Genomic DNA, 25,651 nt, shown 5'->3' with positions numbered 1-25,651 from the left:
GACGTTGCGTGTGGTACCACGTTTTACTGCGATTACTACAAGCCATACACGAGACCGCGGCCGGCGCCCAGACGCCGGCCCGCCAATCTCTTACTGCATGAACGGTCCCCACGACGGATGGCTGACATCGCCACCCTTGACCGACAGCACCTGGTGCGTCGTACCGTCGACCGAGACGGCAGCGAGCACGGCGCGGCCGCCCGATTGCGTCGCGTAAAGGATGTACTGGCCATTCGCCGCGAATGTCGGCGATTCGTCGTGCGCGGTATCCGTCAGGCCGGTTGCATCACCGCTCGACAGATCCTGCACGTAAAGTTTGAACGCACCCCCCACGCGCGAGATATACGCGAGGTACTTGCCGTCGGGGCTGATCTGCGGGCTCGTATTGTACGAGCCATGGAAGGTGACGCGCTGTGCACCACCGGCGGACTCACCCTGCGCCGACATCTTGTAGATCTGCGGCTGGCCACCCCGATCGCTCGTGAAATAGATCGTCTGGCCGTCCGCCGAGAACGACGGTTCGGTATCGATGCCGCCCGTCTGCGTGAGACGGCGCAGGCCCGAGCCATCCGCGTTGACCATGTAGATCTGCGTGTTGCCCGTGAGCGTCAGCGCCACGGCGAGATGCTTGCCGTCCGGCGACCATGCCGGCGCGCTGTTGTTGCCCTTCTGGTCCGAAATCATCACACGCTGGCCGGTCGGCAGATCGTGCACGTAGACGATCGGCTTTTTCTTTTCAAACGATACGTAGGCGACCTTCGTGCCGTCCGGCGACCATGCCGGCGAAATTATCGGCTCGGGGCTCGACAGCGCGATGTGCTCGTTCTGTCCGTCCGAGTCCGAAATCTTGAGCTGATAGCGATTGCCGACGCGCTGCACATACGACAGGCGCGTGGCGAACACGCCGCGAACGCCGAGCAGCTTCTGATAGATGTAGTCGGAGATCTTGTGCGCCGTCATGCGCAGATTGGCCTGCGAGCTCGTCAGCGCGAGACCGCCAAGGCTTTGCTGCTTGACGGTGTCGTACAGACGGAAACGGACGTCGTAGTCGCCGTTGGCGAGCTTGGTCACGCTGCCGCCGACGAACGCGTTGGCGCCCTTGCCCTTCCAGCCGGCGAGGTCGACCGAGTCGTTTTCACCCACCGGCTGCGAACCGGCGTTGATGTTCGAGAACCGGCCGCTGTTCTGCAGGTCCGCGCGCACGATCGCAGCGATTTGCGTCGCGTCGTCGTTCGTATACGGGGCGATCGCGATCGGATACAGGTTGGAACCGACACCGGTGATGTCGACGGTCAGATCCGCGTGAGCCGCCCCGGATGCAACGGAAAGCGCCGCGAAACTGGTCAGGAGGATGGCCCGAAAGCCCAAAAACTTAGCCACTCTGTTGAATACGCTCATGCTCTTTTCGTAAAAGGCGAGAAAAAAAGGGGGCGCGCCTGACGCACCCACGCTAGACAGAATTACCGGCTGAATGTTCCATCTGCGCGGTCTGACAAGCCTCGCGCGCCATTCCGACACGCATTCGGACTTTTACCCGATCGATATGACGTGCTGTAGCCTCGGATCCTTAGAAAAAACCGTGCCAGACTCGCCGGCCGTCGCGCATGCGCAAAGCTTCCCATGCTCTGAAGCGCTGCGCAGTGCGTATCGGACGGCGATGACTGGCATGGTCAGTCCCTTTGCTTGAACCGGATCTGGAAGCTGCGCGGCGCCTTGCCGTCGACGTCGCGCGGCATCGGACTCGCGGCTTCCACCGCGCGTTGAACCGCGGTGTCCCAGCCGTCGTTGCCGCTCGACGTCACCAGTCGCACCGACAGGACCGTCCCATCGGGCGCGCACGAGACCGCCACGACAGCGGCCTTGTTGTCCTCGACATTGCCGCCGAAATTGATCTCCGGCTTCACCTTCGCACGCACCTTCTCGGCATATCCCGGCGATCCGGTGCCGCCCGCGCCTGTCGCGGAACCGGTCGTCCCGGCGCCCACGCCCGTCGTCTCGCCTTCGCCAGCCGCGCCTTGCAGGGCGGCGAGGCGTGCGTGGCGGGCCTGGTCGGCGGCGGCCTTGGCCTTCGCGTCGGCTTCAGCCTTGGCCTTGGCGGCCTTTTGCGCCTCGGCCTTGGCTGCAGCGTCCTGCTGAGCCTTCTCCTTCTGCTGATCGGCCAGCTCCTGCTGCTGCTTTTGCTGCTCGATCTGCTGTTGTTTCTTCTGCGCTTCGATCTGCGCCTGCTTTGCAGCTTCGGCCTGAGCTGCCTTGGCCGCAGCGTCCTGCGCGGCCTTCTGCTTAGCGAGCGCTGCCTGCTGGTCGGCGAGTTCCTTCTGCCGCGCCGCTTCCTGCTGCTGAAGCTTGATCTGCGCCTGCTTCTGTTGTTCCGCGAGCAGGGCGGCTTCCTTTTGTTGTTGTTCCTGTTGCTTACGCTTGGCTTCCTGCAGCGCGATGTCCGCGTCCTCCTGAGGAGGCGGCGGCGGCGCCGGCTGCACGGGGGCGGGCGCGACCGGCTGTGGCACTGTCGGTGTCACATCGGGCACGTCCGTCCACAGTTCGGCCTCGGAGCCCGTGGGCGAACTGTTTTTCCAGTGAATGCCGAAATACAGGAATGCCGCGAGCAACACGTGCATCACGATCGCGAGCACGAAGGCCCGCGTCGTGCCGCGTTCATGCGGCGGTCTGGTCGGTCGATACGCTGCGCGCTTCATCATTTCGATTTGACGAGCAGGCCCACGCGCTTGACACCGATGCTCTTGAGATCGGACATCACGCCCATGACCTTGTCGTACTGCACGGTCTTGTCGGCCGCAATGACGACAGGCTGGTCAGGGTTCGACGGCGCCCGCTGGGCCACGAAGTTCTTGAGGTCCGTCTGTGACATCTGCTGCTCGTGCGAGCCGCTCTCGTCCTTGTAGCGCACCGATACATTGCCGTCCGCCTTGATGCTGACGACGAGCGGCGGAATTTGCTGTTGCTGGGCGCTCCCGCCCACGCTTGGCAGATTGATGACCGACGGTGCGACGAGCGGTGCCGTGACCATGAAGATCACAAGCAGCACGAGCATCACGTCGATGTACGGCACCACATTGATATCGGCCATCGCGCGGCGGCGTCGGCCTCCGCGCATGCCCTGCTGGATTCCTCCTGCCATCGCCGCGCTCCTAGTGGGTTTGTCGTTGGAGGATGTTCGAGAACTCTTCGACGAAGGTCTCGAAGCGGTTCGCAAGACGGTCGATGTCGTGTGAGTAGCGGTTGTACGCCACCACGGCCGGGATCGCGGCGAACAGGCCGATTGCCGTGGCCGTCAGGGCTTCGGCAATGCCGGGCGCCACGCTCGCGAGCGTCGCTTGCTGCACATTCGAGAGGCCCGTGAACGCATTCATGATCCCCCACACCGTGCCGAACAACCCGATATAGGGGCTGACCGAGCCGACCGATGCGAGGAATGCAAGGTTGCTTTCAAGAACGTCAAGTTCACGCTGGAACGCTGCACGCATGGCGCGGCGCGCGCCGTCGAGAATCAGGCCAGGGTCGGTAAGGCGCTTTTCCTTGGCTTTCAGGAATTCGCGCATGCCCGATTCAAAGATCCGTTCGAGCGCGCCGATCGAATGGCGGCTGTTGGCCGCGCTTTGATACAGCGCCTGCAAGTCGCCGCCCGACCAGAAGTCGCGTTCGAAGTTTTCGGTCTGCGAGCGCGCACGCCGAATCGCAAACCACTTGCGGAAAATAAACGTCCACGACAGCAACGAGAGCAGCAGGAGCAGGGCCATCACGGCCTGCGCGAGCAGGCTCGCGTTGAGCACGAGGGAGATGATCGACAGGTCTTGTGCGTTGTTCATAAAGTTTGCAAATGTTCACCGGACGGGCCGGCGGGCAGTCTGTCTGGGCGTCAACGATGCGTTAAAAAAATAAAGGGTGCCACGGCCGCATTGGAGCGGCAGGCCGGGGCGCTTGCCTGTCTGTCAGGGGTTCCAACGTCCGGAGGCCGTAAAAGGACGACCTCTTCGCGTAAAAAAGACACGTCTTAGTACGGCGGCTACGCCATGAGTTCACCACGACGGCTGAGCGGGCCGGTTTGCAGGGCCTCGAGCACTTCCGGCGCGATCGCCGCCGGCTTCATCGAATCGCGGTCGACGCAGCCCACGCGGATTATTCCTGTCGCGAGCAACGTGCCTGCGCACCAGGCTTGCTGATCAAAGTCGACCGACGCGCGGCCGATCCGGCTTGCGACACTGTAAATCTCGACCTGGTCGTCGAGCCTCGCCGGCGCACGATAGTCGACGGCCGTGCTTCTGACGACAAACATGGTTCCGTAAGCCTGCGTCAGCACGCTTTGCGTGATGCCGCAGGCGCGCAGCCATTCCGTGCGCGCGCGCTCGAAGTATTTGAGGTAATTGGCGTAGAAGACGATGCCGCCCATGTCGGTGTCTTCGAAATAAACACGGATCGGCCAGACAAAGGTCTCGGGCCCTGTGTTCGGTTCAGCAGGCAAGTTCATGCGCGCATTCTACCGAAAACGCGAGGCGGTTCAGTCTGAATGGCCTTCCGGCAGGCATACAGAGCCCTTGCAGCCTTGATGGGCCGGGCTCGATTGCCTATTCACGCGCCATCCAATACACTACGGCCCAAACCTCTGCGTGACTGGCGATAGCGACTTTCCGGAGTCCGAGGTGGGCCACCACCGTGAAGCGCAGAGGCGTTTTCAGCCGTTCGCCTGGGCAGCCATGACTCGATGCGTGTGCGATGCGTTGCATATTGCGCCGGTTCGCGCGGCTGCTCCAAGGCCATCCCGCCTTCGCGCCGCCTCCGTGCCGTTCGCAACCCGTGCGAGCCAGGCCGAACCCCCTATGTCACCGGAATTGCCATGTTCGATAAAGCCAAGCAAACGATCGCCAACGTCGACCCCGAACTCTGGAGCGCCATCCAGAAAGAAAACGTTCGCCAGGAAGAACACATCGAGCTGATCGCGTCGGAAAACTACACGAGCCCGGCCGTGCTCGAGGCGCAAGGCTCGCAACTGACCAACAAGTACGCTGAGGGCTACCCCGGCAAGCGCTACTACGGCGGCTGCGAATATGTCGACATCGTCGAGCAGCTCGCGATCGACCGCGTCAAGCAACTGTTCGGCGCCGAGGCGGCGAACGTGCAGCCGAACTCCGGCTCGCAGGCCAACCAGGGCGTGTTCTTCGCGGTGCTCAAGCCGGGCGACACGATCATGGGCATGAGCCTCGCGCACGGTGGCCACCTGACGCACGGCTCGCCCGTCAACATGTCGGGCAAGTGGTTCAACGTGGTCAGCTACGGTCTCGACGAGAACGAAGACATCGACTACGTCGAGTTGGAACGTCTTGCCAACGAACACAAGCCGAAGATGATCGTGGCCGGTGCATCGGCCTTCGCGCTGAAGATCGATTTCGAGCGGATCGCGAAGGTCGCCAAGGCTGTCGGCGCGTACTTCATGGTCGACATGGCGCACTACGCAGGCCTGATCGCCGCTGGTGTCTACCCGAATCCGGTGCCGTTCGCCGATTTCGTGACGACCACGACGCACAAGAGCCTGCGTGGCCCGCGCGGTGGTGTGATCCTGATGAAGGCCGAACATGAGAAGGCCGTCAATTCGGCGATCTTCCCGGGCATTCAGGGCGGTCCGCTGATGCATGTGATCGCCGGTAAGGCGGTGGCGTTCAAGGAAGCCCTGTCGCCCGAGTTCAAGGAATATCAGCAGCACGTCATCGACAACGCGCGCGTGCTGGCCGAGACGCTCGTCAAGCGCGGCCTGCGCATCGTGTCGGGCAAGACGGAAAGCCACGTGATGCTCGTCGACCTCCGCGCGAAGAAGATTACGGGCAAGGCGGCGGAAGCTGCGCTCGGCGCCGCGCATATCACCGTCAACAAGAACGCGATTCCGAACGATCCGGAAAAGCCGTTTGTGACGAGCGGTATTCGTGTCGGTTCGCCGGCGATGACCACGCGCGGATTCGGCGTCGCCGAAGCCGAGAAGGTGGGCAATCTGATCGCCGACGTGCTCGACAATCCGGAAGACACGGCAACGATCGAACGCGTGAAGGGCGAGGTTGCGGAGCTTACGCGCCGCTTCCCGGTCTACCGCTAATTACTCGAAAAGGCCGCCGCGATGCGCTGCCCGTTCTGCCGACACGAAGACACGCAAGTGGTGGATTCGCGCGTGTCCGAGGACGGTGCGGCGATTCGCCGGCGCCGCCGCTGCCCGGAGTGCGACAAGCGCTTCACTACGTATGAGCGCGTCGAACTTGCGATGCCGGTTGTCGTCAAGAAGGACGGCAGCCGCGTCGAGTTCGATCGCACCAAGCTCGCGGCGAGCTTGCAGCTGGCCTTGCGCAAGCGTCCGGTCAGTGCAGAGGCCGTGGCCGACGCGGTGGCGCGCATTGAATATCAGTTGCTCGGTTCGGGCGAACGCGAAATCCGCAGCACTCAACTTGGCGAGCTCGTCATGAATGAGCTGCGGCGGCTCGACAAGGTGGCCTACGTGCGCTTTGCGTCGGTGTATCGGCGCTTCGAAGACGTCGCGGAGTTTCAGGATTTGCTCCAGGAAATCCGCAGCGCCGGATCGCAGCGTCCCGTGCGCAAGCGCCAGGACAAGAACGGCGTCTCCTGACGCGGATCGTGTGAGGCGCAACGCTTCTCGTCGAACGTTCCGAGAAGCAAACCAAACCGGCTGATTGAGCCGGTTTTTTTTCGTCTGCCTGTTTTGAGGTCACACGTTTTGTCGGCCAATGTGCGTCGGGCTTGTCTGGTGCTGAGTGGAGAGGTGTCGACGGCGCCGTTTCCCTGGCCATCCGGCCAGCTATTGCGAGGCGACGGCGATCGCTACAGTCCGGTATCGAGAGATCAGTGGGCGAGGCGGATATGTGCGATACGCAGATTCAATTCGGGGTGGTGCTCGTCGTGCGCCGTACATGGCGGTGCCCGTCGTATTCGGGATTGAGCATCGTCGAGACACTGATCGTGCTCTCGGTAATGGCGGTGGCTGCCGTGTGGGCGGTCCCGGTTCTAGAACGTTCCGCGACGCGTTTGCGTATCGAGGCGGGTGCGCTCGAATGGATTGCGTGGCTGGAGCGTGCGCGTGATGAGACGCTGCGTACGGGTTCGGTTATGTCGCTATGCGCCGGGGAGGTTGTCGAGGCTGCCGATCTGATGGGGCTGCCGCTTCACCGTACGTGTGTTCAGCCCGATCTCGAACAGGCGTGCGGGCGTGCTGCGTCGGCACCCGCGGCGCGTGATGACGTCGCGCAGAGCGACGTCATCACGTGGGAATGCGCCAACCTGGTTTCCATGACGCATGATCACAAGCCGATTGCCGTCGTGCAGTCGTTCGTGTCGCGTCGAGGAATCACTGTGCTCGCAAAGCGCACACCGGTGACGTTTGTCCCGCCGCTCGGCCGTATTGCGGGCCAGCCGCGCAGCTTCGAGATTGTTTCGAATGCCGTGTACGCGGAGAACGGCATGCACGATGTGGATGCTGCGGATCGTGCAAAGGGTCCAATCCGGACGAATGCTTCGCGAACCCGATTGGGCGCGCACGAGCAGGTGCGCGAGCGTGACAGCGATCTGGCGCGTTGCGTGTCCGTCGCGGCGAGCGGACGAATACGCGTCGTGGAGTCAGCATGCCACAGGTACTAGTCCGGAAGGTTGGCGGTTCGAACGTCAGGCCTGGGTCGAAGGGAATATCGACAGCCATGTTGGCAGGGATGCGTGCGCGGATGCTGGCACCGATGACTGCGCGGACGTCTGAACGGATGCTTGCGCGGTTGTCTGCGTGGATACTTGCACGGACGGCTTCGGGTAGTGCGCTGGTCGAGGTGTGTGTGGCCGTGTTCGTGTTATGCGCGGTTGTATTGACGGCAGCAGTGGCACAGCAACAGGCTTTGATCGCGCTTCGGTACTCGGCTGAGTACCGGCGAGCCGTGTGGGTCGTGGTCGCGGCAGCGGAGTCGCTGAGGGCAGGTGCTTCAACCGAAGAAGTCGAACACGAATGGGGCGAACAGGCGTCGCGCCATTTGCACGGTGCACGTCTCTCAATTCGACCTGTTGCTCCGGCGGTCGATCTCGTCGAGTTGTCGTGGCGCGGTCCGACGTTGCCGGGTGCGGCGGCGTGCGCACCGGGGCTGGCATGTATTGCGGTGCCTGTCGCAGCGGGCCGCCGTGTCGGAGGCCGGACATGGTGACGATTGGCGTATGGCGAGCGAGCCGTGGTCACTCGGTGATCGAACTGACCCTGGCGACCGCGCTCGGCAGCCTTGTGCTGGCCGCCGCGCTCGCCTTTCATATGCAGCAGCGCGTCACCTGGCGCGCGGCCTTCGAGATTGCCGGCGGGCTTGCGCGGACAGGCGAGGCGCTGCGCATGCTGACGCTGGCCGCCCGAGGCGCCGTCGTCACCCGGGTCGCGAACGCAGACAGTGCCGGCGGTCATCGTCTGGCCCTTCAGTACCCAAGGTCCGGACAACGCCAGTCGGAGCAGGACGATCTTGTGCGCGCCTGTTCGGGGCGCGTCGACCCTGAGGCAAGTGCCGACGGATATCGACTGTCGGAACGCGTGCAGCGCGTCGCCACGCATTGGTTTGCGCGTGCGCACGAGCGCGAAGTCTCAAGCACGGATGGGACGTTGGAAGCTGCGGAGGCGCGGGCGATTCCAGAAGCCCGCCCGATACACGATGCGGTACGCAGTGAACTGCATTGCGCTCAGGGCGAACACGGTTATGCGTCGCCGATGGTCGATGGCATCGGCGCGTTGTATGCCATGTCGCGACCGATCAAGGGACGGGATGAGCCACGCATGGCGTCGACGGTCGATCTCTGCGTAACGCCGGTGCGGACGCGCAGTGCGGGGGATCGAGTTCGCTTGCGCGACACGCTCCCGATCGCGCCGCTGGCTACGAAGCCGTCGTGTCCTGACTCTTTGGGATTATCGACGCGTGTTGCCCAGCGTTCGCGAGTCATCGAGTTGAACGATGGTCATGTCGATCGGTACTTGTTGCGGTTACACAATGCCGACTAGCGGACGATCCCCACGCTCCCGTGAACCCCGTGGCTCCGGTGACCCCCGTGACTCTAGTGGCTTCTGTGGCTATTGGCGCATTCCGCCGGCAGGTCATGCGCAGGGGCGTCGACGAGGTCGGGTCGACGGACGGTCGCGGACTCGCCGTATGCGCGAGCGTGGCGCGATCCTGATCGTGACGTTGGGTTTGTCCTGCGTCATCGCGCTTGTGTGTGCGGCGCTGTTACGTTCGACCGCACACCACGTGCAGGGCGTCCGTGCGGAAATTGAATACGCACGTGCGTTCCATGCGGCCGATGCAGCCTTAGCCGTTTGCGAGCAAGCGGTGCTCGAGGCGTTGACGGGACGTGTGCCGCAGCGGCGCGCGGTGGCAGGCCTGCGCGTCGATGTCGACGGGTGGCCTGATTCGTCGACATCCCCGCGATGCGGTATCAGCTGGGTTGCGCCGTCACAGGCTTGGCCTGCCATGTATCGCGTCGAATCCATCAGCGGCTCGGACGGTGGTGTTGCGCGTGCGTGGGCGCGCCTCGACATGTGGGTGATCCGAGGGACACTGAAGACGATGTGGTCAACCCCTGCGACCCCGCCCGCGTATTTGCTCAGCCCGACTGCGAAGGGCAGACGATCGGCGCTGCAGCGACGCCGTGCGAAGCGCGCTTTACGCGCCTCCGGAATGACGTTGCTCGAGGCCTTGTGCGTGCTTGCGATCGCCGGTGTTGTCGCGAGCTATGCGGTGCCGACCTATCGGGAGCGCGCGGCCAGCGCGCATCGGATGGCCGCGACGCTGGCGCTCCATCGGGCTGCCCAGTACGTCGAGCTGCGGCGTCTCGATGTCGCGGCAGCAGGGACCGCGCGTGATCCCTTTCTCGTCAAAGGCGGTACGGAGGGTGGCGAGGGCGCCGGTTCGAACGGCACGGATGATCTGCCGGTTGAACTGGCGCGCGTCCCCGCTCCGCCGGCGGCGGCCGTCTATCGTCTCGAACTCACGAACTCGGCAGAACACGACGCCTATCGGATCGAGGCGATCCCCGTCCAAGACGGACCGATGAGCCACGATGCGTGCGGTGTGCTGACGCTTGATGCGTCAGGTCTGCTGTCACATTCAGGGTCTCGAAACAACGCGCCTTGCCGTACCGGACGGGAGTAAATGGGCCGCGCATCCAGCTGCAAGCGAGGTCGCAAGCGAGGCCCGCGGGCGGGTCGCGCATTCCGCACTCGATCGGACGACAGCTCGACCTCGCTGATGTCGGCAAGCACGCCGACGCGCCGCCGATCGGGGGCGCTCGCCGGAATCGCTAACCTTGCGCGCCCGCGTGCGGGCCGTCGTCCGGCGAGTTCGCCGCGCGCCACAGCTTCACCGCCTGCCATGCGCCCAGTCCGGCGATGGCCAGCTTCAGCAGGGGGCGCACGCGCCGTAGCGAACGAAGCTTCGGCCCGTGCGTCAGCGCAAGCGACGCCAGCGAGCTGACAAATGGATAGTCCTTGAGCAAGTGCCCCAGCCCGGCGACGCCGCCGCGCGCCCCGAACCGCGGCATCACCATGCGCAGCCACCCGAAGTGAGCAAATCGGCTGCGCAGGTCCGTCGTGGCCTCTCGCAATTCGAGACGCTCGAGCTCGCAACGCAACAGCAGGATTTCCTTGCGGATCGCCAGCGACTTGCGGTCGATGCCGACATTGCGGCGTCGATGCGCCTCGATTGCCACGCGTGGATCGTTCGGCCGGTTCATTGTGTGAGGGTCCTTGGCAAATTCGAGTGTCCGGTCACGATGGCCGGGCGGGGCATCGCCTGCGTCGCTTGCGGGCTGCGTGCAGCCGGACGTCGATCGGTAAACGACATGCCGACTTGCGACAGACGTTCAAGGGATGCGGGTTAATGCTTGAACAACTCGCGGTCTTTTTCGAGCTCGGCGAGCGTGGCCTGGAGCATGATGGGTGCCGTGCGCAGGCGGTGGCGCGCAACCAGCGCGCAGATGACGGCGATCAGCAGGTAGGCGCCACAGAGAATCGCGAGCGACTGCCACCGGTACGTATCCCAGAACGCGGCAGCCACCAGGAAGGTGAAGGCGATCAACGCCATGGTGCCGAACAGCATGGCGCCGAGCCCGACGAACAGGATCGCGATCAACCGGTCCTTTTCCTCGGACAGCTCGATGCCCAACAATTCAAGCCGCGTGTGAACGATGCCGAGCAGGGCGCCGACTACCCGGCGCAACGGCCCTTGCGATGCTTCTTGCGCGTGTGGTTCGTTTGTCATTGAGGCGGCGGTAAGGTGAGCCGTGAATGGCAAGGCTCAAGGATCAAACCCAGGCGACATGCCGGCGGTTGCGAGACGCCTATGCGCGCGCCGTCAGCCGCCGCGTGCAACGGAAACCGCGCCCGAAAACGGCCTTGCGGCTCGGTGGCGCGAGCGTGCCGTGAATGCGGCCTGGATATCGCTCGGGTATCGTGCAGGGATGGCTTGAGGGATGAAATCCCGCCGCCGCGTGACCGTGCGGCGGCAGCCAACCGCGACGCGGCTTACTTGCGGTTGATCAGCAAGCCGATCAGCACACCGACGCCGGCGGCGATCCCGATCGACTGCCACGGATGCTCGTGGACGTAGTCGTCGGTGGCGCGGACAGCCTTCTTGCCCTTCTCGACCACGACAACCTGGACATCGGCTGCCTTTTCCTTGGCTTGCTTCAGTCGCGAGACCGCTTTCTCGCGCAGCTCGGTTGCCTTTTCGCCCGTGGTGCTAGCGGCTTGCTTGAGCAGTTCTTCGGCGTCCGACAGTACGGTTTTGATATCCGACATCAGTTTCTCCTTGTTGATTTCCGACATGACCACTCCCGTCGATGGCGTCCACGTGTTCCATGCTAGCCAAATCTGGACCCGATAGCGAGCCTTGCGGCTTGCCTGTAAAGGATAGTGATGGAGCAGGTGCGGTGCACAAAAGTTTCGCCGATTGCGCTAAAAATTACAAAAACTTATGTGCAAAACAATGAAAGTTCGTTCGTAAGCCCCGCGTCGCCGTCGATATCTTCTCGTGTCCCGGCCAGCCGTGCAGGTCGGCTGAAGCCGGCGTTCCCGGCCGAACCGGGGTGACCCCGGTCACCGAAGCCCCATACTGACGCGTCGATATTTCAAAAGAACGCCTGAATGCCGGTTTGCGCGCGCCCGAGAATCAGCGCGTGGATATCGTGCGTGCCTTCGTACGTATTGACGACCTCGAGATTCACAAGGTGGCGCGCGATGCCGAACTCGTCCGAAATGCCATTGCCGCCGAGCATGTCGCGAGCGAGCCGCGCGATATCGAGCGCCTTGCCGCACGAATTGCGTTTCATGATCGAGGTGATTTCGACGGAGGCGCTGCCTTCGTCCTTCATGCGGCCGAGACGCAGCACGCCTTGCAGGCCCATCGTGATCTCGGTCTGCATATCGGCCAGCTTCTTCTGGATCAGCTGGTTTGCCGCGAGCGGACGGCCGAATTGCTTGCGGTCGATCACATATTGGCGCGCCGTGTGCCAGCATGACTCGGCTGCGCCCAGTGCGCCCCACGCGATGCCGTACCGTGCGGAGTTCAGGCAGGTGAACGGGCCCTTGAGCCCGCTGACTTCGGGAAAGAGTGCCGTCTCGGGCACGAAGACATCTTGGAGAACGATTTCGCCGGTGATCGACGCGCGCAGGCCGACCTTGCCGTGAATCGCAGGCGCCGACAGGCCTTGCGCGCCTTTTTCAAGCACGAAGCCGCGGATCTCGTCGTCGCCGGCGTCGTTGGTCAGCTTGGCCCAGATTACGAACACGTCGGCGATCGGCGAGTTGGTGATCCACATCTTGCTGCCATTGAGCACATAGCCGCCGTCGACTTTCTTCGCGCGCGTCTTCATGCCGGCCGGATCGGAGCCGTGATCGGGTTCGGTGAGACCGAAGCAGCCAATCCATTCGCCGCTCGCGAGCTTGGGCAAGTACTTGCGTTTTTGCTCCTCCGTGCCGAACGCGTGGATCGGGACCATGACGAGCGATGACTGGACCGACATCATCGACCGGTATCCGGAGTCGACCCGTTCGACTTCGCGCGCGATCAGTCCGTAGGCGACGTAGTTCAGGCCCGCACCGCCATATTCGGCAGGGATCGTGGCGCCGAGCAGCCCGAGTTCGCCCATTTCGCGGAAGATCTCGGGGTCGGTCGTTTCGTGTCGAAAGGCTTCGAGCACGCGGGGGGCGAGCTTGTCCTGCGCGTAAGCCTGCGCGGCGTCGCGGATCAGCCGCTCTTCCTCGGTCAACTGCTCGTTGAGCAACAGCGGGTCATCCCACTGGAAGCGTGCATGGGTCGTCATGATTGTCTCCTCCTGAGGCGGTGCGATCGCTGAAGTGCTGCGTGCGGATCGCGACTGCGCGACGTCGTCCGCGCGGCAGCCTTGCTTGTCTATTCGAGCGGATGGATCGAGTGAAAGCGTCCGTCCTGAAACACGAGCGGCGTTGTCTGCCCGTCTTCGTCCGCGATGCCGCAGCGCTGGACTTCGCCGACGAAAATGACGTGGTCGCCTTCCTCGTACCGGCTGCGGTTATGGCATTCGAACCACGCGAGCGACCCTTCGAGGATCGGCAGGCCGGCGTTCTCGCTCGCCTGGTGGCTGACCCCGGCGAAGCGGTCGCCCTTGACCGTCGCAAAGCGCCGGCACAGATCCAGCTGCGAGGCGGCCAGTATGTTGACGACGTAGTGACTGTTCGCGCGAAAGATCGGCATCGACGACGATGTCGTCGCAAGGCTCCAGAGCACGAGCGGCGGGGTCAACGAGACGGAATTGAACGAGCTCGCTGTAATGCCGATCAAGGCGCCGGATTCGGCGCGCGTCGTAATGACCGTCACACCGGTTGCGAACTTGCCGAGCACGCGCCGGAACGCGACGGCATCGAAGTTGGGGAGGGTCGGCGCGGACGTCATACGTGAACGTCCTTGCGAGCGAGCATGCGGTCGAAGTCGATCAAGTTCGGGTTCCGGAGTGCGTGCGACGGCATGTTGGTTTAGTTAATAGGCTAACCGTTGACGGGGCCTTGCAGCGATTCTAGCGGAAAGTGGTTAAGCTGCCGCCTATGTCAGGTTTTTGACGCTGGTTCGACCAATCAGTGTCGAGTGCCGCCGCGTGACGTACCGGTTGCGCGGGGCTCGAATTGTTCAGAGGACATCATGAGTGATCTGCATCAAAAGGATTCCATCACTTCCGGCGCGGCTGGGGCTGCGACTGGCACGACGGGTACACAAGTCGCCACGCTTGGCGGCGGCTGCTTCTGGTGCGTCGAAGCGGTATATCTCGATGTGAGCGGCGTGACGCGCGTCGAGTCGGGTTACGCGGGCGGCCATCTGCGCAATCCGAGCTATGAGCGTGTGTGCGACGGCGATACCGGGCACGCCGAAGTCGTGCGCGTCGAATTCGATCCGGCGAAGATCAGCTATCGCGACATTCTGAATATTTTCTTCGCGATTCACGATCCGACCACGCTCAATCGGCAGGGCAACGACGTCGGCACGCAATACCGCTCGGCGATTTTCACGGAAAACGACGAGCAGCGCGACGTGGCACTCTCGGTGATCGACGAGATCGCGAAGGCGGGGATTTACGACGGCAAGATCGTGACGGAAGTCGTGCCATTGGACGGAAACTACTTCGCCGCCGAGGCCTACCATCAGAACTACTTTGCCCAGCATCCGAACCAGGGCTATTGCGCAATGGTCGTGGCGCCGAAGGTCTCGAAGTTCAGAAAGCAGTTCGCGAATCGTCTGAAGTCGAATCAGGTTTGACGAACCAGGCCTAAGCCCAGGCATCGGGCCGCACGTGAGGTGTGGCCCGCGCCCACCGCTTCGGTCAGGTCTGCCGATCGGGCGTCGGACCGTCGCCGGCGTCTGCGGGTTGTATCGTCGCAGGCGTGGCGGTATCGCTTGCCGGCGCTTCGACCGGATCAATGCCCGGCTCTTCCCGGGCATTGTCCACTGCCGCCACGATCGCGCTTGCGAGCTCCACGCAGCTCAGGGGCGCCGATCCTTCCGCCTTGTTATTCACCGTGATCAGCACCGGTTGCCCGGCGAGCGCATAGCGCGCCGCGAGTTCGGCAAGCGCCTCGCGCGTATTCGGATCGGCGTCGACGATCTGGTTGAAGGGCTCGTATTTGGCCTTGGCCGTTTCGTATTCGAATCCGGCATGCAGGCTCCAGCGCACGACAAGCGGCCCCGCGGTGTCGTCGTCGAGCAGCGCGAGCGCGGCGGCTTGCCGCAACACTTCGGGCATGCGCGCATGGATGCCGATGCAATACCGCACGCGCGCCTCGCGCAGCATCCGGATAAAGCGCGGTGTCAGCAGCACGGCATCGCGGATCTCGATCGCGTAGACGGGGGACCCGGGATAGCCATCGAGCGCAGGGAGTGCTGCAAAGAACGCACCGAGCCGCTCGATCAATTCCATGGGCTCTGCGAGCAATTTCGGCGTCAGCGGTGAGAGCTGAAAAACGAGCGCGCCCGCTTTCCGACCCAGTCCTTCGAGGCACGGCAGCACGAAATCATTGCGGGCAATATCCGCATTTAAAAACGCTGCGTTTTCCATCAGCGCGCCGCCACGCGGTCCCCGGATCGAGGCGTCGCAGATCGATGCCGGCGCCTTGACCACGAAGCGGAAGGTATCGGGCACCTGTTGCGCGTGCCGGGCGTATTGCGCGACGGTCAGCGGTGCGTAAAACGATCGGTCGATGCCGACGCAACCGAGCACCGGATGCTCGGCATAGGCATGCAAGCCTTCGCGCGATAACTTCGTGCTCGAAACCTCGTCGCGATACACGATGTTCTTCCATCCCGGAAACGACCAGGTCGACGTGCCGAGATGAACCTCGGGCGGGAGGGCATTGCCCAACGCCATCAGCGCATCGTCAAACTCGGGGGCGGCGACAGGCAGCGCTCGTTTGCGCGTTGTCTTCTTGTCTGCCGTCGTTGGTTTTGCGCGCGATGCCGCCGGACCCGTTCCATGCGCATCGCCGTGGCTCGAAAGCGGCGCTTTCGAACGGCGGGCGGATGCGGCGACGGGCGCTTCAAGTCCGTCGAAGGTACCCTGAGCCGGGGCGGATCCAGTCGCCGGATCCGCCGCCACCCGCGACCCTGCATCGTCATCGACCGCGCGGCTTCGCGAGCGCGGCGTGGCGTTGGGGGCCTTCGCGCCGCGTGCCGGGTCTTGTGGTCCGTCACCCGCGTCGCCGAACAAATCGAACTGCGCGTCGGGGCCGGCGACGTCCTGGCCTTGCTTCATTCGCCGAGCGGGGCCGCGCGATCGTAGATATAGCGGCGCGACCACGGCAACGTGTCGGCGGTGCGGCCGGCCTTGCGGCAGACGATCTGATAGATCGCCACGTCGTCGTTCGTGAACGCATAGGCGCAGCCGGCCAGATACACGCGCCAGATCCGGAATTTCTCGTCGTCGACCAGCTTGCGCGCTTCTTCCGCATGCTTTTCGAACGATTCGGCCCAGAAGTTCAGCGTATGCGCGTAGTGCTTGCGCAGGTTCTCGATATCGAAGGCTTCGAGACCGCCGCGCTGCATCGATTCAATGGCCAGACTCAAATGCGGGAGCTCGCCGTCCGGGAATACGTACTTGTCGATAAACTCGCCGCCGCCGAGCGAAGTCTCGCCGCTGTCGGCATCGCTCGATGTGATGCCGTGATTCATCGCCACGCCGTCGTCCTTGAGCAGGGCGCGCACACGCGAGAAATACTCAGGCAGGTTCTTGCGGCCGACGTGCTCGAACATCCCGACGCTCGTGATGCGATCGAACTGGCCTTGGACGTCGCGATAGTCCTGCAGGCGGATTTCGATCTGTCCTTCCAGACCCGCGTCCTTCACACGTTGCGTCGCGAGATCGAACTGGTTCTGCGACAGCGTCACGCCGACGCACTTCGCGCCGAATTTCTTCGCCGCGCGAATCACGAGCGCACCCCAACCGCAGCCGATATCGAGCAGCGTATGACCCGGTTGCACCTGAATCTTGGTCAGGATGTGATCGATTTTCTTGAGTTGCGCCGTTGCAAGGTCTTCGTCGCCATTCTCGAAGTACGCACACGAATAGACCATGTTCTGATCGAGCCATAACTGATAGAACTCGTTCGACACGTCGTAGTGATACTGAATGGCTTTTTTATCCGACGCCTTCGTATGCGTGAAATAGCGCAGGACGCGATCGAGCTTGTGGCCCGTCGTGATCGTCGAGCGCGCGAGTGCGTAGCCGATGTCGATCACATCGCTCAGCTTGCCCTCGATATCGATCTTGCCTTTGACATACGCCTCGCCGAGATTGTCGAGACTCGGCGAAAGCAGATAGGGCATCGCGGACGCGCCCTTGACATGCATCGTCACCTGAGGCGTCGCGAAGTTGCCGAAGTCGTATTGGTGGCCGTCCCACAGCACGAGGCGGGCGGGCAGGTTTGCCTTGGCGCGCATCTCGTCGACCCAGTGTGCAAGTTTTTTCTCCCAGAACATTCTTATCTCCGTGCTCAACGATTCGATCGATGCCGGAAACGGGATTGCCTGCGAGCCACTCCTCGTTCCCATACGGGAAGGTGACCAGGGGAGCGGTCGCTACCGAAAACCGGCAGCCTACCTATTCAAACAAGAACAAAGCGAAAAACGACTGTGTAACCGTGCAACTCTGAATAACGTGAAGCGGATGCGCCAAGCGGAAATTTCTATCAGGGCGATAGCCTGACGATGTTCCATGTGCCCTGGGGCGTGCGCAGATATTTGATCCTGTCGTGCAGGCGCGACGGACGTCCCTGCCAAAACTCAATAGTTTCGGGCACGACGCGGTATCCGCCCCATTGGGGCGGGCGCGGCGGGTTGTCGCCGTATTGCGCTGCGAATCGAGCCTCGTTGGCTTCGAGCGTGGCCTTGTCCGTGACGCGGCTCTGATTCGATGCCCATGCACCGATGCGAGAGCCTACGGGCCGCGAATGAAAATACGCGTCGCTTTCTTCGGCCGATGTTTTTTCGATGCGGCCTTCGATGCGGACCTGACGTTCGAGCGGTTGCCAGAAGAATAACAAGCTCGCGTACGGATTGCCGGCCAGGTCGTTGCCCTTGGAGCTCTCGTAATTCGTGAAGAACACAAAGCCGCGTGCGTCGACGCCTTTGACGAGCACGATCCGGTTCGACGGACGGCCGCGCGCGTCGGCGGTGGCCAGGCTCATTGCGTTCGGTTCGGGCACTTCAGCGGCTTGTGCTTCGGCAAACCACTTCTCGAACTGACTGATCGGGTCGACATCGACATCGGCTTCGTTCAGCGCGCCGCGTGCGTAAGCCTGTCGAAGGTCAGCGAGGGAGGTCACCATTATTATGCGTGCGCTTAAAGTTCATTGAGTATAGCCAAAGCGCGTCGGGGACGCAGTCATGGTTGCACCGGGGACGGTTTCGAGATTTCCGGCACAATGCCGTCATTCATGCAGCGCCGCCGGCTTGTGTCCGATGGCTGCGAAGTCCTCACAGACGTCGCGGGCATTCGCGACACGAGCGGTCTAAGGCACTCATCGCCCGCTGCGACGCTTTGATTGCACGATCCATGTCCGACTTCTCAAACGCATCTCATGTTACTACCGCACCGCCAGACGAGTCAGGTGTGAGATCAAACGACAGCCATTTCGACGCGCCCGATCGCGCGCGGCGCTTTGGTGGTATTGCGCGGCTCTACGGACCGCAGGCGCTCGAGCGCTTCGAGCACGCCCACGTTGCAGTGATCGGTATCGGCGGAGTCGGCTCATGGGTGGCCGAAGCGCTCGCTCGTAGCGCGATTGGCCGCCTGACGCTGATTGACCTCGACAACGTCGCCGAGAGCAACACCAATCGGCAGATCCACGCGCTCGACGGCAACTACGGCAAGGCGAAAGTCACGGCGATGGCCGAGCGGATCCATCTGATCGACCCGGCATGTCGCGTTACCGAGATCGAAGACTTTATCGAGCCCGACAACATGGACTCGCTGCTCGGCGGTGGTTTTGATTTTATTGTCGACGCGATCGATAGCGTGCGTACGAAAGTCGCGTTGATCGCATGGTGCGTTGCACACAAGCAGCCTTTGATCACGATCGGGGGCGCGGGCGGGCAACTCGATCCGACACGGCTGCGTATCGACGATCTGGCGCAGACCATCCAGGACCCGCTGCTTTCGAAAGTGCGCGCGCAATTGCGCAAGGCACATGGATTTCCGCGCGGCCCCAAAGCGCGGTTCAAGGTGCCCGCGGTGTATTCCGACGAGCCGCTGATCTATCCGGGTGCAGCGACGGCCGCCGGCAACGAGGAAAGCGAGCAGGACGGCAGCGTCGAGAGCGCGGCCTCGGGAACGTGCGAACTGGCGGCAGTCGACTCGGTCGGTGCGGGTGGAGCAGGTGGTGCAGGCGGTGCGACCGGGAGCGATCTCGTTGCGGACAACGCGCTGGGTCAGGCCGATGTCCATGTTTCCGAGGCCCCTGCGCGAGGCCCTGTCGGACTCAATTGCGCAGGGTTCGGGTCGAGCGTGTGCGTGACGGCCCCGTTTGGCTTCGCGGCCGCATCGCACGTATTGCGCTCGCTCGCGCGAGTGTCGCTTAGTTCAATGCCGCGCTGAGCTTCCGGCGCCAGGCGGACACGAGTTCCGGCCGGCCCGATGCGAGGTCGAACACCGACAGCATCGTCTTGCGGCCGACATCGTCTTTGAACGCGCGGTCGTGCAGGACGATCTCGAGCAACTGCTCGAGTGCAGGCTCGTAGCGCTTTTGCGCGATGTACCAGTTCGCCAGATCGAAGCGCGCATCGAGATCGGCCGCGTTATGCGAGATGCGATTCAACAGTTCCTCGGGCGGCGGCAGTTCGGCGACGACTTCGACGGCGTCGAGCCGCGTCTTGATCGCGTTGTACCGCGCATCGAGACCCTGCGCGACTTTCGGCGATACGCGTTCGAGCTCTGCCTTGGCGTCGTCAATCTGATCGTCTTCGATCAACAGTTCGATGCGATCGAGGCGCACATCGTCAAAGCCGGGATCGTAGGCGAGCGCGGCCTGCAAATGCCCGTAGGCATCGGTACGACGCCCCTCGTCGAGCGCCTGAAATGCAGCGCGACGCTCGCTTTCTGCCGGATTCGGAACGAGGTTGTCGATAAAGGCGCGCAGTTGCCCTTCGGGCAGCACACCAACGAACTGGTCGACCGGCTGTCCGTCGACGAATGCCACAACGTACGGGATGCTGCGAATGTGGAAATGCTGGGCGAGTTCGGGGTTCTCATCGGAGTTGACCTTCACGAGCCGGAACGCGCCCTGGTATTCCGCTTCAAGTTTCTCGAGCATCGGCCCGAGCGTGCGGCACGGACCGCACCACGGCGCCCAGAAGTCGACAAGCACGGGCGTTTGCTGCGACGCGATAATCACGTCTTGTTCAAAGGTGGCTAGGGTCGTTTCCATCAGGGCATCTCTTTTTCAAAGCTGTCATGTTTCGCCATATGGGGGCGGGATGGCGGGCCTTCAAGCAGGGCCTCAAGGGCCCTTAAGGCGCAGTCGGCAACGGAATCCAGTCGGTTTCTCCGGGCACGCGCGGGAAGTTCTGTTCGCGCCAGGCCTGTTTGGCTTCATCAATCAGTTCTCGGCGGCTGGCGACGAAATTCCAGTCGATGAGCCGCGGGCCGTCGAGCGGATCGCCGCCGAACAGCATGACGCGTGCGCCGTGCGTGCCAGCGCTCAGCACGACGGGTTCTCCGTGCTTGAGCACTGCCACGTGATGCTGCGCGAGCGGCGTGCCGTCGATCGCAATGTCGCCGTCGATCAGGTATACGCCTCGTTCGACGTGCTCGGCCGGCACGGCGAGCGACCGGCCCGGCTCGAACGTCGCGCAGACGTAAAACGTGCGTGACGCGGTCTGTACGGGGGAGGTCGCGCCGAAGCCGTCGCCGGCGATCACATGGAGCTTGACGCCGTCACGCTCGACCATCGGGATCTCCGCGGCCGGATAGTGGCGGAACCAGGGCTCGCTTTGTTCATCGGCCTGAGGCAGCGCGACCCACGTCTGAATGCCGTGCAGCACGGCGCCGCTGGCGCGCAGGTCATCCGGCGAGCGCTCTGAATGGACAATGCCGCGGCCCGCGCTCATCCAGTTGACCGCTCCCGGTTCGATGCGCTGCACCGTGCCGAGGCTGTCGCGATGCATGAACGCACCGTCGAAAAGGTAGGTGACCGTCGCGAGGCCGATATGGGGGTGCGGGCGCACATCGATCCCCTGTCCCGGCGCCATTTCGACCGGGCCCATATGGTCGAAGAACACAAACGGTCCGCACTGGCGATGCCCGCGCTGGGGAATCAGCCTGCGCACGGGCACGCCGATGTCCTGGGTGCGAGGTTCAAGCACGACTTCGATCGCGGCGCTCATAGGGGTCTCCGGCTGTTGGTGTAGTCAGAAGGTTCAGCCATTCTAGCGTGGCGCTGCTGGCGTGGCCCGGCGACGGACTGCGCGGCGCAGGACGTGCCGGTCGTCGCTCGGACATAAAAAAAGCCGCGCAAAGGCTGCGCGGCTTGATCTGCTGGGGGGCGCCGGTCTTGACTTATCGGCCCCAGCTGTCCTTGAGGCTCACGATCCGGTTGAACACGGGCTTGCCCGGCTGCGAGTCGTAGCGGTCGGCGACGAAGTAGCCGTGACGCTCGAACTGCACGCGGTCTTCGGCATTCATCGCGGCCGCGCCGGGCTCGAGGTAGGCTTGCACCACACGCTTCGAGTTCGGATTGATCGCGGTCAGGAAGTCGCGCCCGCCCGCGTCGGGTTGCGGTTCGTTGAACAGGCGGTCGTACAGGCGGACTTCGGCCGGATAGGCGGTCTTCGCGCTGACCCAGTGAATCGTGCCCTTGACCTTATAGTTGTTCGCGCCTTCCGTTCCCGACTTGCTGTCCGCAAAGTAATTGCAGTGGACGGCCGTGACGTTGCCTTGTTCGTCCTTGTCGAAGCCCGTGCATTCGACGATAAAGCCGTACTTGAGGCGTACCTTGTTGCCCGGGAACAGGCGGAAATAGCCCTTCGGCGGGTGCTCGTTGAAGTCCTCGCGTTCGATCCAGAGCTCGCGCGTGAACGGAAAGGCACGCGAACCGCGTTCCGGATGATGCGGGTGCACGGGGGCCGTGCACGGCTCTTCGCCGTCTTCGGGGAAATTGTCGATGACGAGCTTGAGCGGGTCGAGCACGGCGATCGCCCGCGGCGCGGCCTCATCGAGATCGTCACGCAGCGACTGCTCGAGCACGCCCATGTCGATCCACGAGTCCGCCTTCGACACACCGATACGATCGCAGAACAGGCGGATGCTGCCTGGCGTGAAGCCGCGACGGCGCAGGCCCACAATGGTCGGCATGCGTGGGTCGTCCCAGCCGGCGACGTGCTTCTCGGTCACGAGCTGCAACAGCTTGCGCTTGCTCGTGATCGCATACGTCACGTTCAGGCGGGCGAACTCGATTTGTTGCGGCAGCGGGCGCTTGAATTCACCGGCCTGCGCAAGCTGGTCGAGCACCCAGTCGTACAACGGGCGGTGATCTTCGAACTCGAGCGTGCACAGCGAGTGCGTGATGCCTTCGATCGCGTCCGAAATGCAATGCGCGTAGTCGTACATCGGATAGACGCACCAGGTGTCGCCGGTCCGATAGTGATGGGCGAAGCGGATCCGGTAGATCACCGGGTCGCGCATATTGAAGTTCGGCGACGCCATGTCGATCTTCGCGCGCAGCACGTGGGCGCCCTCGGCGAACTCGCCCGCGCGCATGCGCCGGAACAGATCGAGGTTTTCTGCGGGCGTGCGATCACGGAACGGCGACGGCCGGCCGGCTTCGGTTGCCGAGCCGCGGTTCACGCGCATTTCTTCGGCGCTCTGGCTGTCGACATAGGCTTTGCCGCGCTCGATCAGGATTTCAGCAAAGTGATAGAGCTGCTCGTAGTAGTCGCTTGCGAAGTACATGTGCGACTTGCCGGCCTTGTCCCACGAGTAGCCGAGCCATTCGACCGCCTCGACGATCGAGTCGGCGTACTCCATGCTTTCTTTTTCGGGATTCGTGTCGTCGAAGCGCAGATGGCAGATGCCGTCGTAGTCGGCGGCGACACCGAAATTCAGGCAAATCGATTTCGCGTGCCCGACGTGGAGATAACCGTTCGGTTCCGGCGGAAAACGCGTTTCGACGCGGCCGGCCCACTTGCGGTTGCGATTGTCCTCGTCGATGGCGTTGCGGATGAAATTCGATGCGACGGGGGCATCAGTGCGTTCTGTACGGTCGTTGCTCATGCGCAATGGTCGGTTCGGCGGTTCGGCGATGCGGACAGCGGTTTTTTGCTCGCTGCGGTAAAAAGTCTGGTAGCGAAAGCGCAATGCGCTGCCCCTTGATTGAGGCATTTTACCGTACACACCCCGCCGGACGGGGCGAGATAATGCGCGCTCTCGCGGGTGGGCACGATTCGTGCCCCGCTTCCTGCGCACAACGGCGGTCGGTATTGGAGGATGGCAATGGCGGTGTCGATTGGTAAGGGATGTCAGAAGTCCGATCTGAAACACGATACGGGCCTTCCTGTGTCTCGATATGAGGGCGGTTCGCGTGAATCCAACGCCGCTGAACATGGACGCGGGATGCGTGGTTTGCGCGCGACAGGCGCGACAAGCTCTACCCGCCATACGGCGCTCAAGGTGACGCTCGCGTCGTTCGTTGCGCTTGGCGTCGCAGGTCTCGCGACGCCGACGTGGGCCAAAGACAAAGACACTGACAAACACACCGATGCGTCGACCGAGCTGCGTGACAACGCGGTGGCCGTGCCTGACAAATACGCTGCCGATGCCGCTGCAAAAATCTTTGCGGAAGGCGGCAACGCGGTCGACGCGGGCGTCGCGATCGCCTTTTCGCTCGCTGTGACCTATCCGGATGCGGGCAATCTGGGCGGCGGCGGCTTTATGACGCTGGTGGTCGATCACAAGCCGTACTTCCTCGACTACCGTGAGACAGCGCCGATCGCCGCCACGCGCAATATGTATCTCGACGCGAATGGCAATGTGATCGACAAGGCGAGCCTTGTCGGCACGCGCGCGGTCGGCGTGCCCGGCACTGTCGAAGGCATGTGGGAAGCGCAGCGGCGCTTCGGCAAGCTCAAGTGGTCGCAGGTGCTCGAGCCGGCGATCGACTACGCCGACAAGGGGTTTGTCGTCGACGCGCGGCTGGCGAAAGAGCGGAGCGCCGCCGCGGACATCTTCAAGGGGCGGACGAACTTCGATGCCTACTTCTCGGGTCTGACCGAAGGCGCGACGTTCCGCCAGCCCGAGCTTGCACAAACGCTCAAGCGCATTGCGTCGGACGGCGGCAAGGAGTTCTACACGGGCAAGACGGGCGAGCTGATCGCCACGTCGATGCGCGGCCATGGCCTGATCACGCAGGCCGATTTGTCGAGCTACAAGGCGGTCTGGCGACAGCCGCTCGTCGGCAACTGGCGCGGGTATCAGGTCATCACGGCGCCGCCGCCGAGTTCGGGCGGCGTCATCCTGCTGCAGATGCTCAAGATGCGCGAGGACCTCGAGAGCAAGTTCCAGGGCGTCGATCTCAATTCGGCGCAATACGTGCACCTCGTGTCCGAGATGGAAAAGCGCGTCTTTGCGGATCGCGCCGCATACCTGGGCGATCCCGATTTCGTCAAGAATCCGACCGCACGGCTGACCGACGACGCGTATCTCGCCCGGCGCGCAATGGAGGTCAATGCGGACGCCATTTCGGATACGAAGTCCGTTAAGCCCGGGCTCGACCAGGGCGCGTCGGCCGGTGGGGCGAGCGGGGCTTCGAGTGCGTCCAATGCTTCGGCGGCTTCGGGCGCGTCTGCTGCGCAGGGCGGCACGGCTGCGTCGGACGGCAAATCGGCGTCATCAAGTGCTCAGGCGAACGCGCCGTCCGCCTCGAGTGACGCGCACAACGCTTCGTCGACCGACGAGGCGCAGCCGGCATCGTCCGCGTCCTCGTCTGAAGGGACTCAACCCGCTGCGGCGAGTGCAACCGTCGGTGGAGAAAAGCCGCAGACTACGCACTTCTCGGTCGTCGACAAATGGGGTAACGCGATCTCGAATACCTATACGCTCAACGGACCGTTCGGGGCGGGGGTCGTCGTCGACAAGACCGGAATCGTGCTGAATGACGAGATGGACGATTTCTCGGCGAAGCCCAATGCGCCGAATCAGTTTGGCGTGGTGGGCACGGAAGCGAATGCGATCGCCTCGCGCAAACGGCCACTGTCGTCGATGTGCCCGACGATCCTGCTCGACGCGCAAAACAAGGTCGCCATGGTGATCGGCACGCCGGGCGGTTCGCGTATCCCGACGACGGTGTACCAGGTGCTGACGAACGTCTACGACTACAAACTTCCGCTGCCCGAAGCTGTCGCTGCGCAGCGCTTCCACCACCAGTTGTTGCCGGCCAACACGATCTACGAAGAGCGGGGCAAGCCGCTGCCCGATGCGCTGAAGGCCGAACTGACCAAGCGCGGCTACACGATCGCGGAACAGGGCTTCAACGGCGATATCCAGGCGATTCGCGTGGTCGACGGCAAGCCCGAGCCGGTCGGCGATCCGCGCGGTTCGGGACTGGGCCGAACGATTCCGTGAGGTGATG

Annotated in this window: 25 protein-coding genes and 1 riboswitch; of the genes, 9 read left to right on the top strand and 16 right to left on the bottom strand. The window is 63.1% G+C overall.

Features of this window, described 5'->3' with window-relative positions:
- Window positions 1-90: 90 nt before the first annotated feature.
- The 5 genes from tolB to ybgC form a co-directional block, all read right to left on the bottom strand.
- Window positions 91-1,398, bottom strand: a complete 1,308-nt coding sequence (gene tolB / locus ACMFWR_RS15365; protein ID WP_413192471.1) for a Tol-Pal system beta propeller repeat protein TolB — start codon at window positions 1,396-1,398, stop codon at window positions 91-93.
- Window positions 1,399-1,670: 272 nt separating this feature from the next.
- Complete coding sequence (gene tolA / locus ACMFWR_RS15360; protein WP_413192470.1) at window positions 1,671-2,696, bottom strand: cell envelope integrity protein TolA; 1,026 nt, start codon at window positions 2,694-2,696, stop codon at window positions 1,671-1,673.
- Window positions 2,693-3,136 (bottom strand): protein TolR, encoded by a 444-nt coding sequence (gene tolR / locus ACMFWR_RS15355; RefSeq protein WP_413192469.1) that lies wholly within the window; start codon window positions 3,134-3,136, stop codon window positions 2,693-2,695. Before tolR ends, tolA begins: the two co-directional genes overlap by 4 nt.
- A 10-nt stretch (window positions 3,137-3,146) precedes the next feature.
- Window positions 3,147-3,824 carry a protein TolQ gene (tolQ, locus tag ACMFWR_RS15350; RefSeq protein WP_413192468.1) on the bottom strand — a complete coding sequence of 226 codons (678 nt, stop codon included), beginning with the start codon at window positions 3,822-3,824 and terminating at the stop codon, window positions 3,147-3,149.
- Window positions 3,825-4,021: 197 nt separating this feature from the next.
- Complete coding sequence (gene ybgC / locus ACMFWR_RS15345; protein ID WP_413192467.1) at window positions 4,022-4,483, bottom strand: tol-pal system-associated acyl-CoA thioesterase; 462 nt, start codon at window positions 4,481-4,483, stop codon at window positions 4,022-4,024.
- Between the two features lie 129 nt (window positions 4,484-4,612).
- A riboswitch (ZMP/ZTP riboswitch) is annotated at window positions 4,613-4,712 on the top strand.
- A gap of 137 nt (window positions 4,713-4,849) precedes the next feature.
- Between ybgC and glyA the strand changes: the two genes are divergently transcribed.
- The 6 genes from glyA to ACMFWR_RS15315 all read left to right on the top strand — a co-directional run bounded on the left by glyA (window position 4,850) and on the right by ACMFWR_RS15315 (window position 10,166).
- A complete protein-coding gene (glyA, locus tag ACMFWR_RS15340) occupies window positions 4,850-6,097 on the top strand; it encodes a serine hydroxymethyltransferase (protein ID WP_413192466.1) in 1,248 nt (415 codons plus the stop codon).
- A gap of 21 nt (window positions 6,098-6,118) precedes the next feature.
- Window positions 6,119-6,619, top strand: a complete 501-nt coding sequence (nrdR, locus tag ACMFWR_RS15335; RefSeq protein WP_413192465.1) for a transcriptional regulator NrdR — start codon at window positions 6,119-6,121, stop codon at window positions 6,617-6,619.
- A 251-nt stretch (window positions 6,620-6,870) separates the two neighbouring features.
- Window positions 6,871-7,644 (top strand): hypothetical protein, encoded by a 774-nt coding sequence (locus tag ACMFWR_RS15330; RefSeq protein WP_413192464.1) that lies wholly within the window; start codon window positions 6,871-6,873, stop codon window positions 7,642-7,644.
- Window positions 7,645-7,736: 92 nt separating this feature from the next.
- Entirely contained in the window at window positions 7,737-8,189 is a 453-nt protein-coding gene (locus tag ACMFWR_RS15325; RefSeq protein WP_413192463.1) for a hypothetical protein, read from the top strand.
- Complete coding sequence (locus tag ACMFWR_RS15320) at window positions 8,183-9,019, top strand: hypothetical protein (RefSeq protein ID WP_413192462.1); 837 nt, start codon at window positions 8,183-8,185, stop codon at window positions 9,017-9,019. The genes ACMFWR_RS15325 and ACMFWR_RS15320 overlap by 7 nt, the downstream gene beginning before the upstream one ends.
- Before the next feature lie 148 nt (window positions 9,020-9,167).
- Window positions 9,168-10,166 (top strand): type II secretion system protein, encoded by a 999-nt coding sequence (locus ACMFWR_RS15315; RefSeq protein ID WP_413192461.1) that lies wholly within the window; start codon window positions 9,168-9,170, stop codon window positions 10,164-10,166.
- A 148-nt stretch (window positions 10,167-10,314) separates the two neighbouring features.
- Here ACMFWR_RS15315 and ACMFWR_RS15310 read toward each other — a convergent pair whose 3' ends face one another.
- From ACMFWR_RS15310 to ACMFWR_RS15290, 5 genes are all read right to left on the bottom strand, one after another.
- Window positions 10,315-10,746 carry a hypothetical protein gene (locus ACMFWR_RS15310; RefSeq protein WP_413192460.1) on the bottom strand — a complete coding sequence of 144 codons (432 nt, stop codon included), beginning with the start codon at window positions 10,744-10,746 and terminating at the stop codon, window positions 10,315-10,317.
- Between the two features lie 143 nt (window positions 10,747-10,889).
- The gene (locus ACMFWR_RS15305) at window positions 10,890-11,273 is read right to left on the bottom strand and encodes a phage holin family protein (RefSeq protein WP_413192459.1); all 384 of its coding nucleotides are present in this window, start codon (window positions 11,271-11,273) and stop codon (window positions 10,890-10,892) included.
- A gap of 263 nt (window positions 11,274-11,536) precedes the next feature.
- Window positions 11,537-11,839 (bottom strand): DUF883 family protein, encoded by a 303-nt coding sequence (locus ACMFWR_RS15300; protein WP_413192458.1) that lies wholly within the window; start codon window positions 11,837-11,839, stop codon window positions 11,537-11,539.
- A 302-nt stretch (window positions 11,840-12,141) separates the two neighbouring features.
- Window positions 12,142-13,335 (bottom strand): acyl-CoA dehydrogenase, encoded by a 1,194-nt coding sequence (locus ACMFWR_RS15295; RefSeq protein ID WP_413192457.1) that lies wholly within the window; start codon window positions 13,333-13,335, stop codon window positions 12,142-12,144.
- An 89-nt stretch (window positions 13,336-13,424) separates the two neighbouring features.
- A complete protein-coding gene (locus tag ACMFWR_RS15290; protein WP_413192456.1) occupies window positions 13,425-13,943 on the bottom strand; it encodes a flavin reductase family protein in 519 nt (172 codons plus the stop codon).
- A gap of 243 nt (window positions 13,944-14,186) precedes the next feature.
- Between ACMFWR_RS15290 and msrA the strand changes: the two genes are divergently transcribed.
- A complete protein-coding gene (gene msrA, locus ACMFWR_RS15285; RefSeq protein WP_413192455.1) occupies window positions 14,187-14,798 on the top strand; it encodes a peptide-methionine (S)-S-oxide reductase MsrA in 612 nt (203 codons plus the stop codon).
- 64 nt (window positions 14,799-14,862) lie between these two features.
- Here the strand turns inward: msrA and ACMFWR_RS15280 are convergent, their stop codons facing one another.
- The 3 genes from ACMFWR_RS15280 to pdxH form a co-directional block, all read right to left on the bottom strand.
- A complete protein-coding gene (locus tag ACMFWR_RS15280) occupies window positions 14,863-16,287 on the bottom strand; it encodes a DUF72 domain-containing protein (RefSeq protein ID WP_413192454.1) in 1,425 nt (474 codons plus the stop codon).
- Window positions 16,284-17,510, bottom strand: a complete 1,227-nt coding sequence (locus tag ACMFWR_RS15275; RefSeq protein ID WP_413192453.1) for a class I SAM-dependent methyltransferase — start codon at window positions 17,508-17,510, stop codon at window positions 16,284-16,286. The genes ACMFWR_RS15280 and ACMFWR_RS15275 overlap by 4 nt, the downstream gene beginning before the upstream one ends.
- Window positions 17,511-17,719: 209 nt before the next feature.
- Window positions 17,720-18,355, bottom strand: a complete 636-nt coding sequence (gene pdxH / locus ACMFWR_RS15270; protein WP_413194922.1) for a pyridoxamine 5'-phosphate oxidase — start codon at window positions 18,353-18,355, stop codon at window positions 17,720-17,722.
- Between the two features lie 230 nt (window positions 18,356-18,585).
- On the opposite strand from pdxH, the gene ACMFWR_RS15265 reads away from it, so the two are divergent.
- A complete protein-coding gene (locus ACMFWR_RS15265) occupies window positions 18,586-19,626 on the top strand; it encodes a ThiF family adenylyltransferase (RefSeq protein WP_413192452.1) in 1,041 nt (346 codons plus the stop codon).
- Here ACMFWR_RS15265 and trxA read toward each other — a convergent pair.
- The 3 genes from trxA to ACMFWR_RS15250 all read right to left on the bottom strand — a co-directional run bounded on the left by trxA (window position 19,607) and on the right by ACMFWR_RS15250 (window position 23,298).
- Window positions 19,607-20,455, bottom strand: coding sequence for a thioredoxin (gene trxA / locus ACMFWR_RS15260; protein ID WP_413192451.1), 849 nt, complete (start codon window positions 20,453-20,455; stop codon window positions 19,607-19,609). The two genes, ACMFWR_RS15265 and trxA, sit on opposite strands and share 20 nt — an antisense overlap.
- 82 nt (window positions 20,456-20,537) lie before the next feature.
- A complete protein-coding gene (locus ACMFWR_RS15255; protein ID WP_413192450.1) occupies window positions 20,538-21,413 on the bottom strand; it encodes a pirin family protein in 876 nt (291 codons plus the stop codon).
- 172 nt (window positions 21,414-21,585) lie between these two features.
- Window positions 21,586-23,298: a glutamine--tRNA ligase/YqeY domain fusion protein gene (locus tag ACMFWR_RS15250; RefSeq protein WP_413192449.1), complete on the bottom strand. Its 1,713-nt coding sequence runs from the start codon at window positions 23,296-23,298 to the stop codon at window positions 21,586-21,588.
- A gap of 339 nt (window positions 23,299-23,637) precedes the next feature.
- Here ACMFWR_RS15250 and ACMFWR_RS15245 point away from each other — a divergent pair, with 339 nt between their 5' ends.
- Window positions 23,638-25,644, top strand: coding sequence for a gamma-glutamyltransferase family protein (locus ACMFWR_RS15245; protein ID WP_413194921.1), 2,007 nt, complete (start codon window positions 23,638-23,640; stop codon window positions 25,642-25,644).
- Window positions 25,645-25,651: the final 7 nt, after the last annotated feature.

This window comes from Pararobbsia alpina, from assembly GCF_965118125.1.
Taxonomy (GTDB): Bacteria; Pseudomonadota; Gammaproteobacteria; order Burkholderiales; family Burkholderiaceae; genus Pararobbsia; species Pararobbsia alpina_A.
This window is presented reverse-complemented; position numbering and strand designations above follow the sequence as displayed.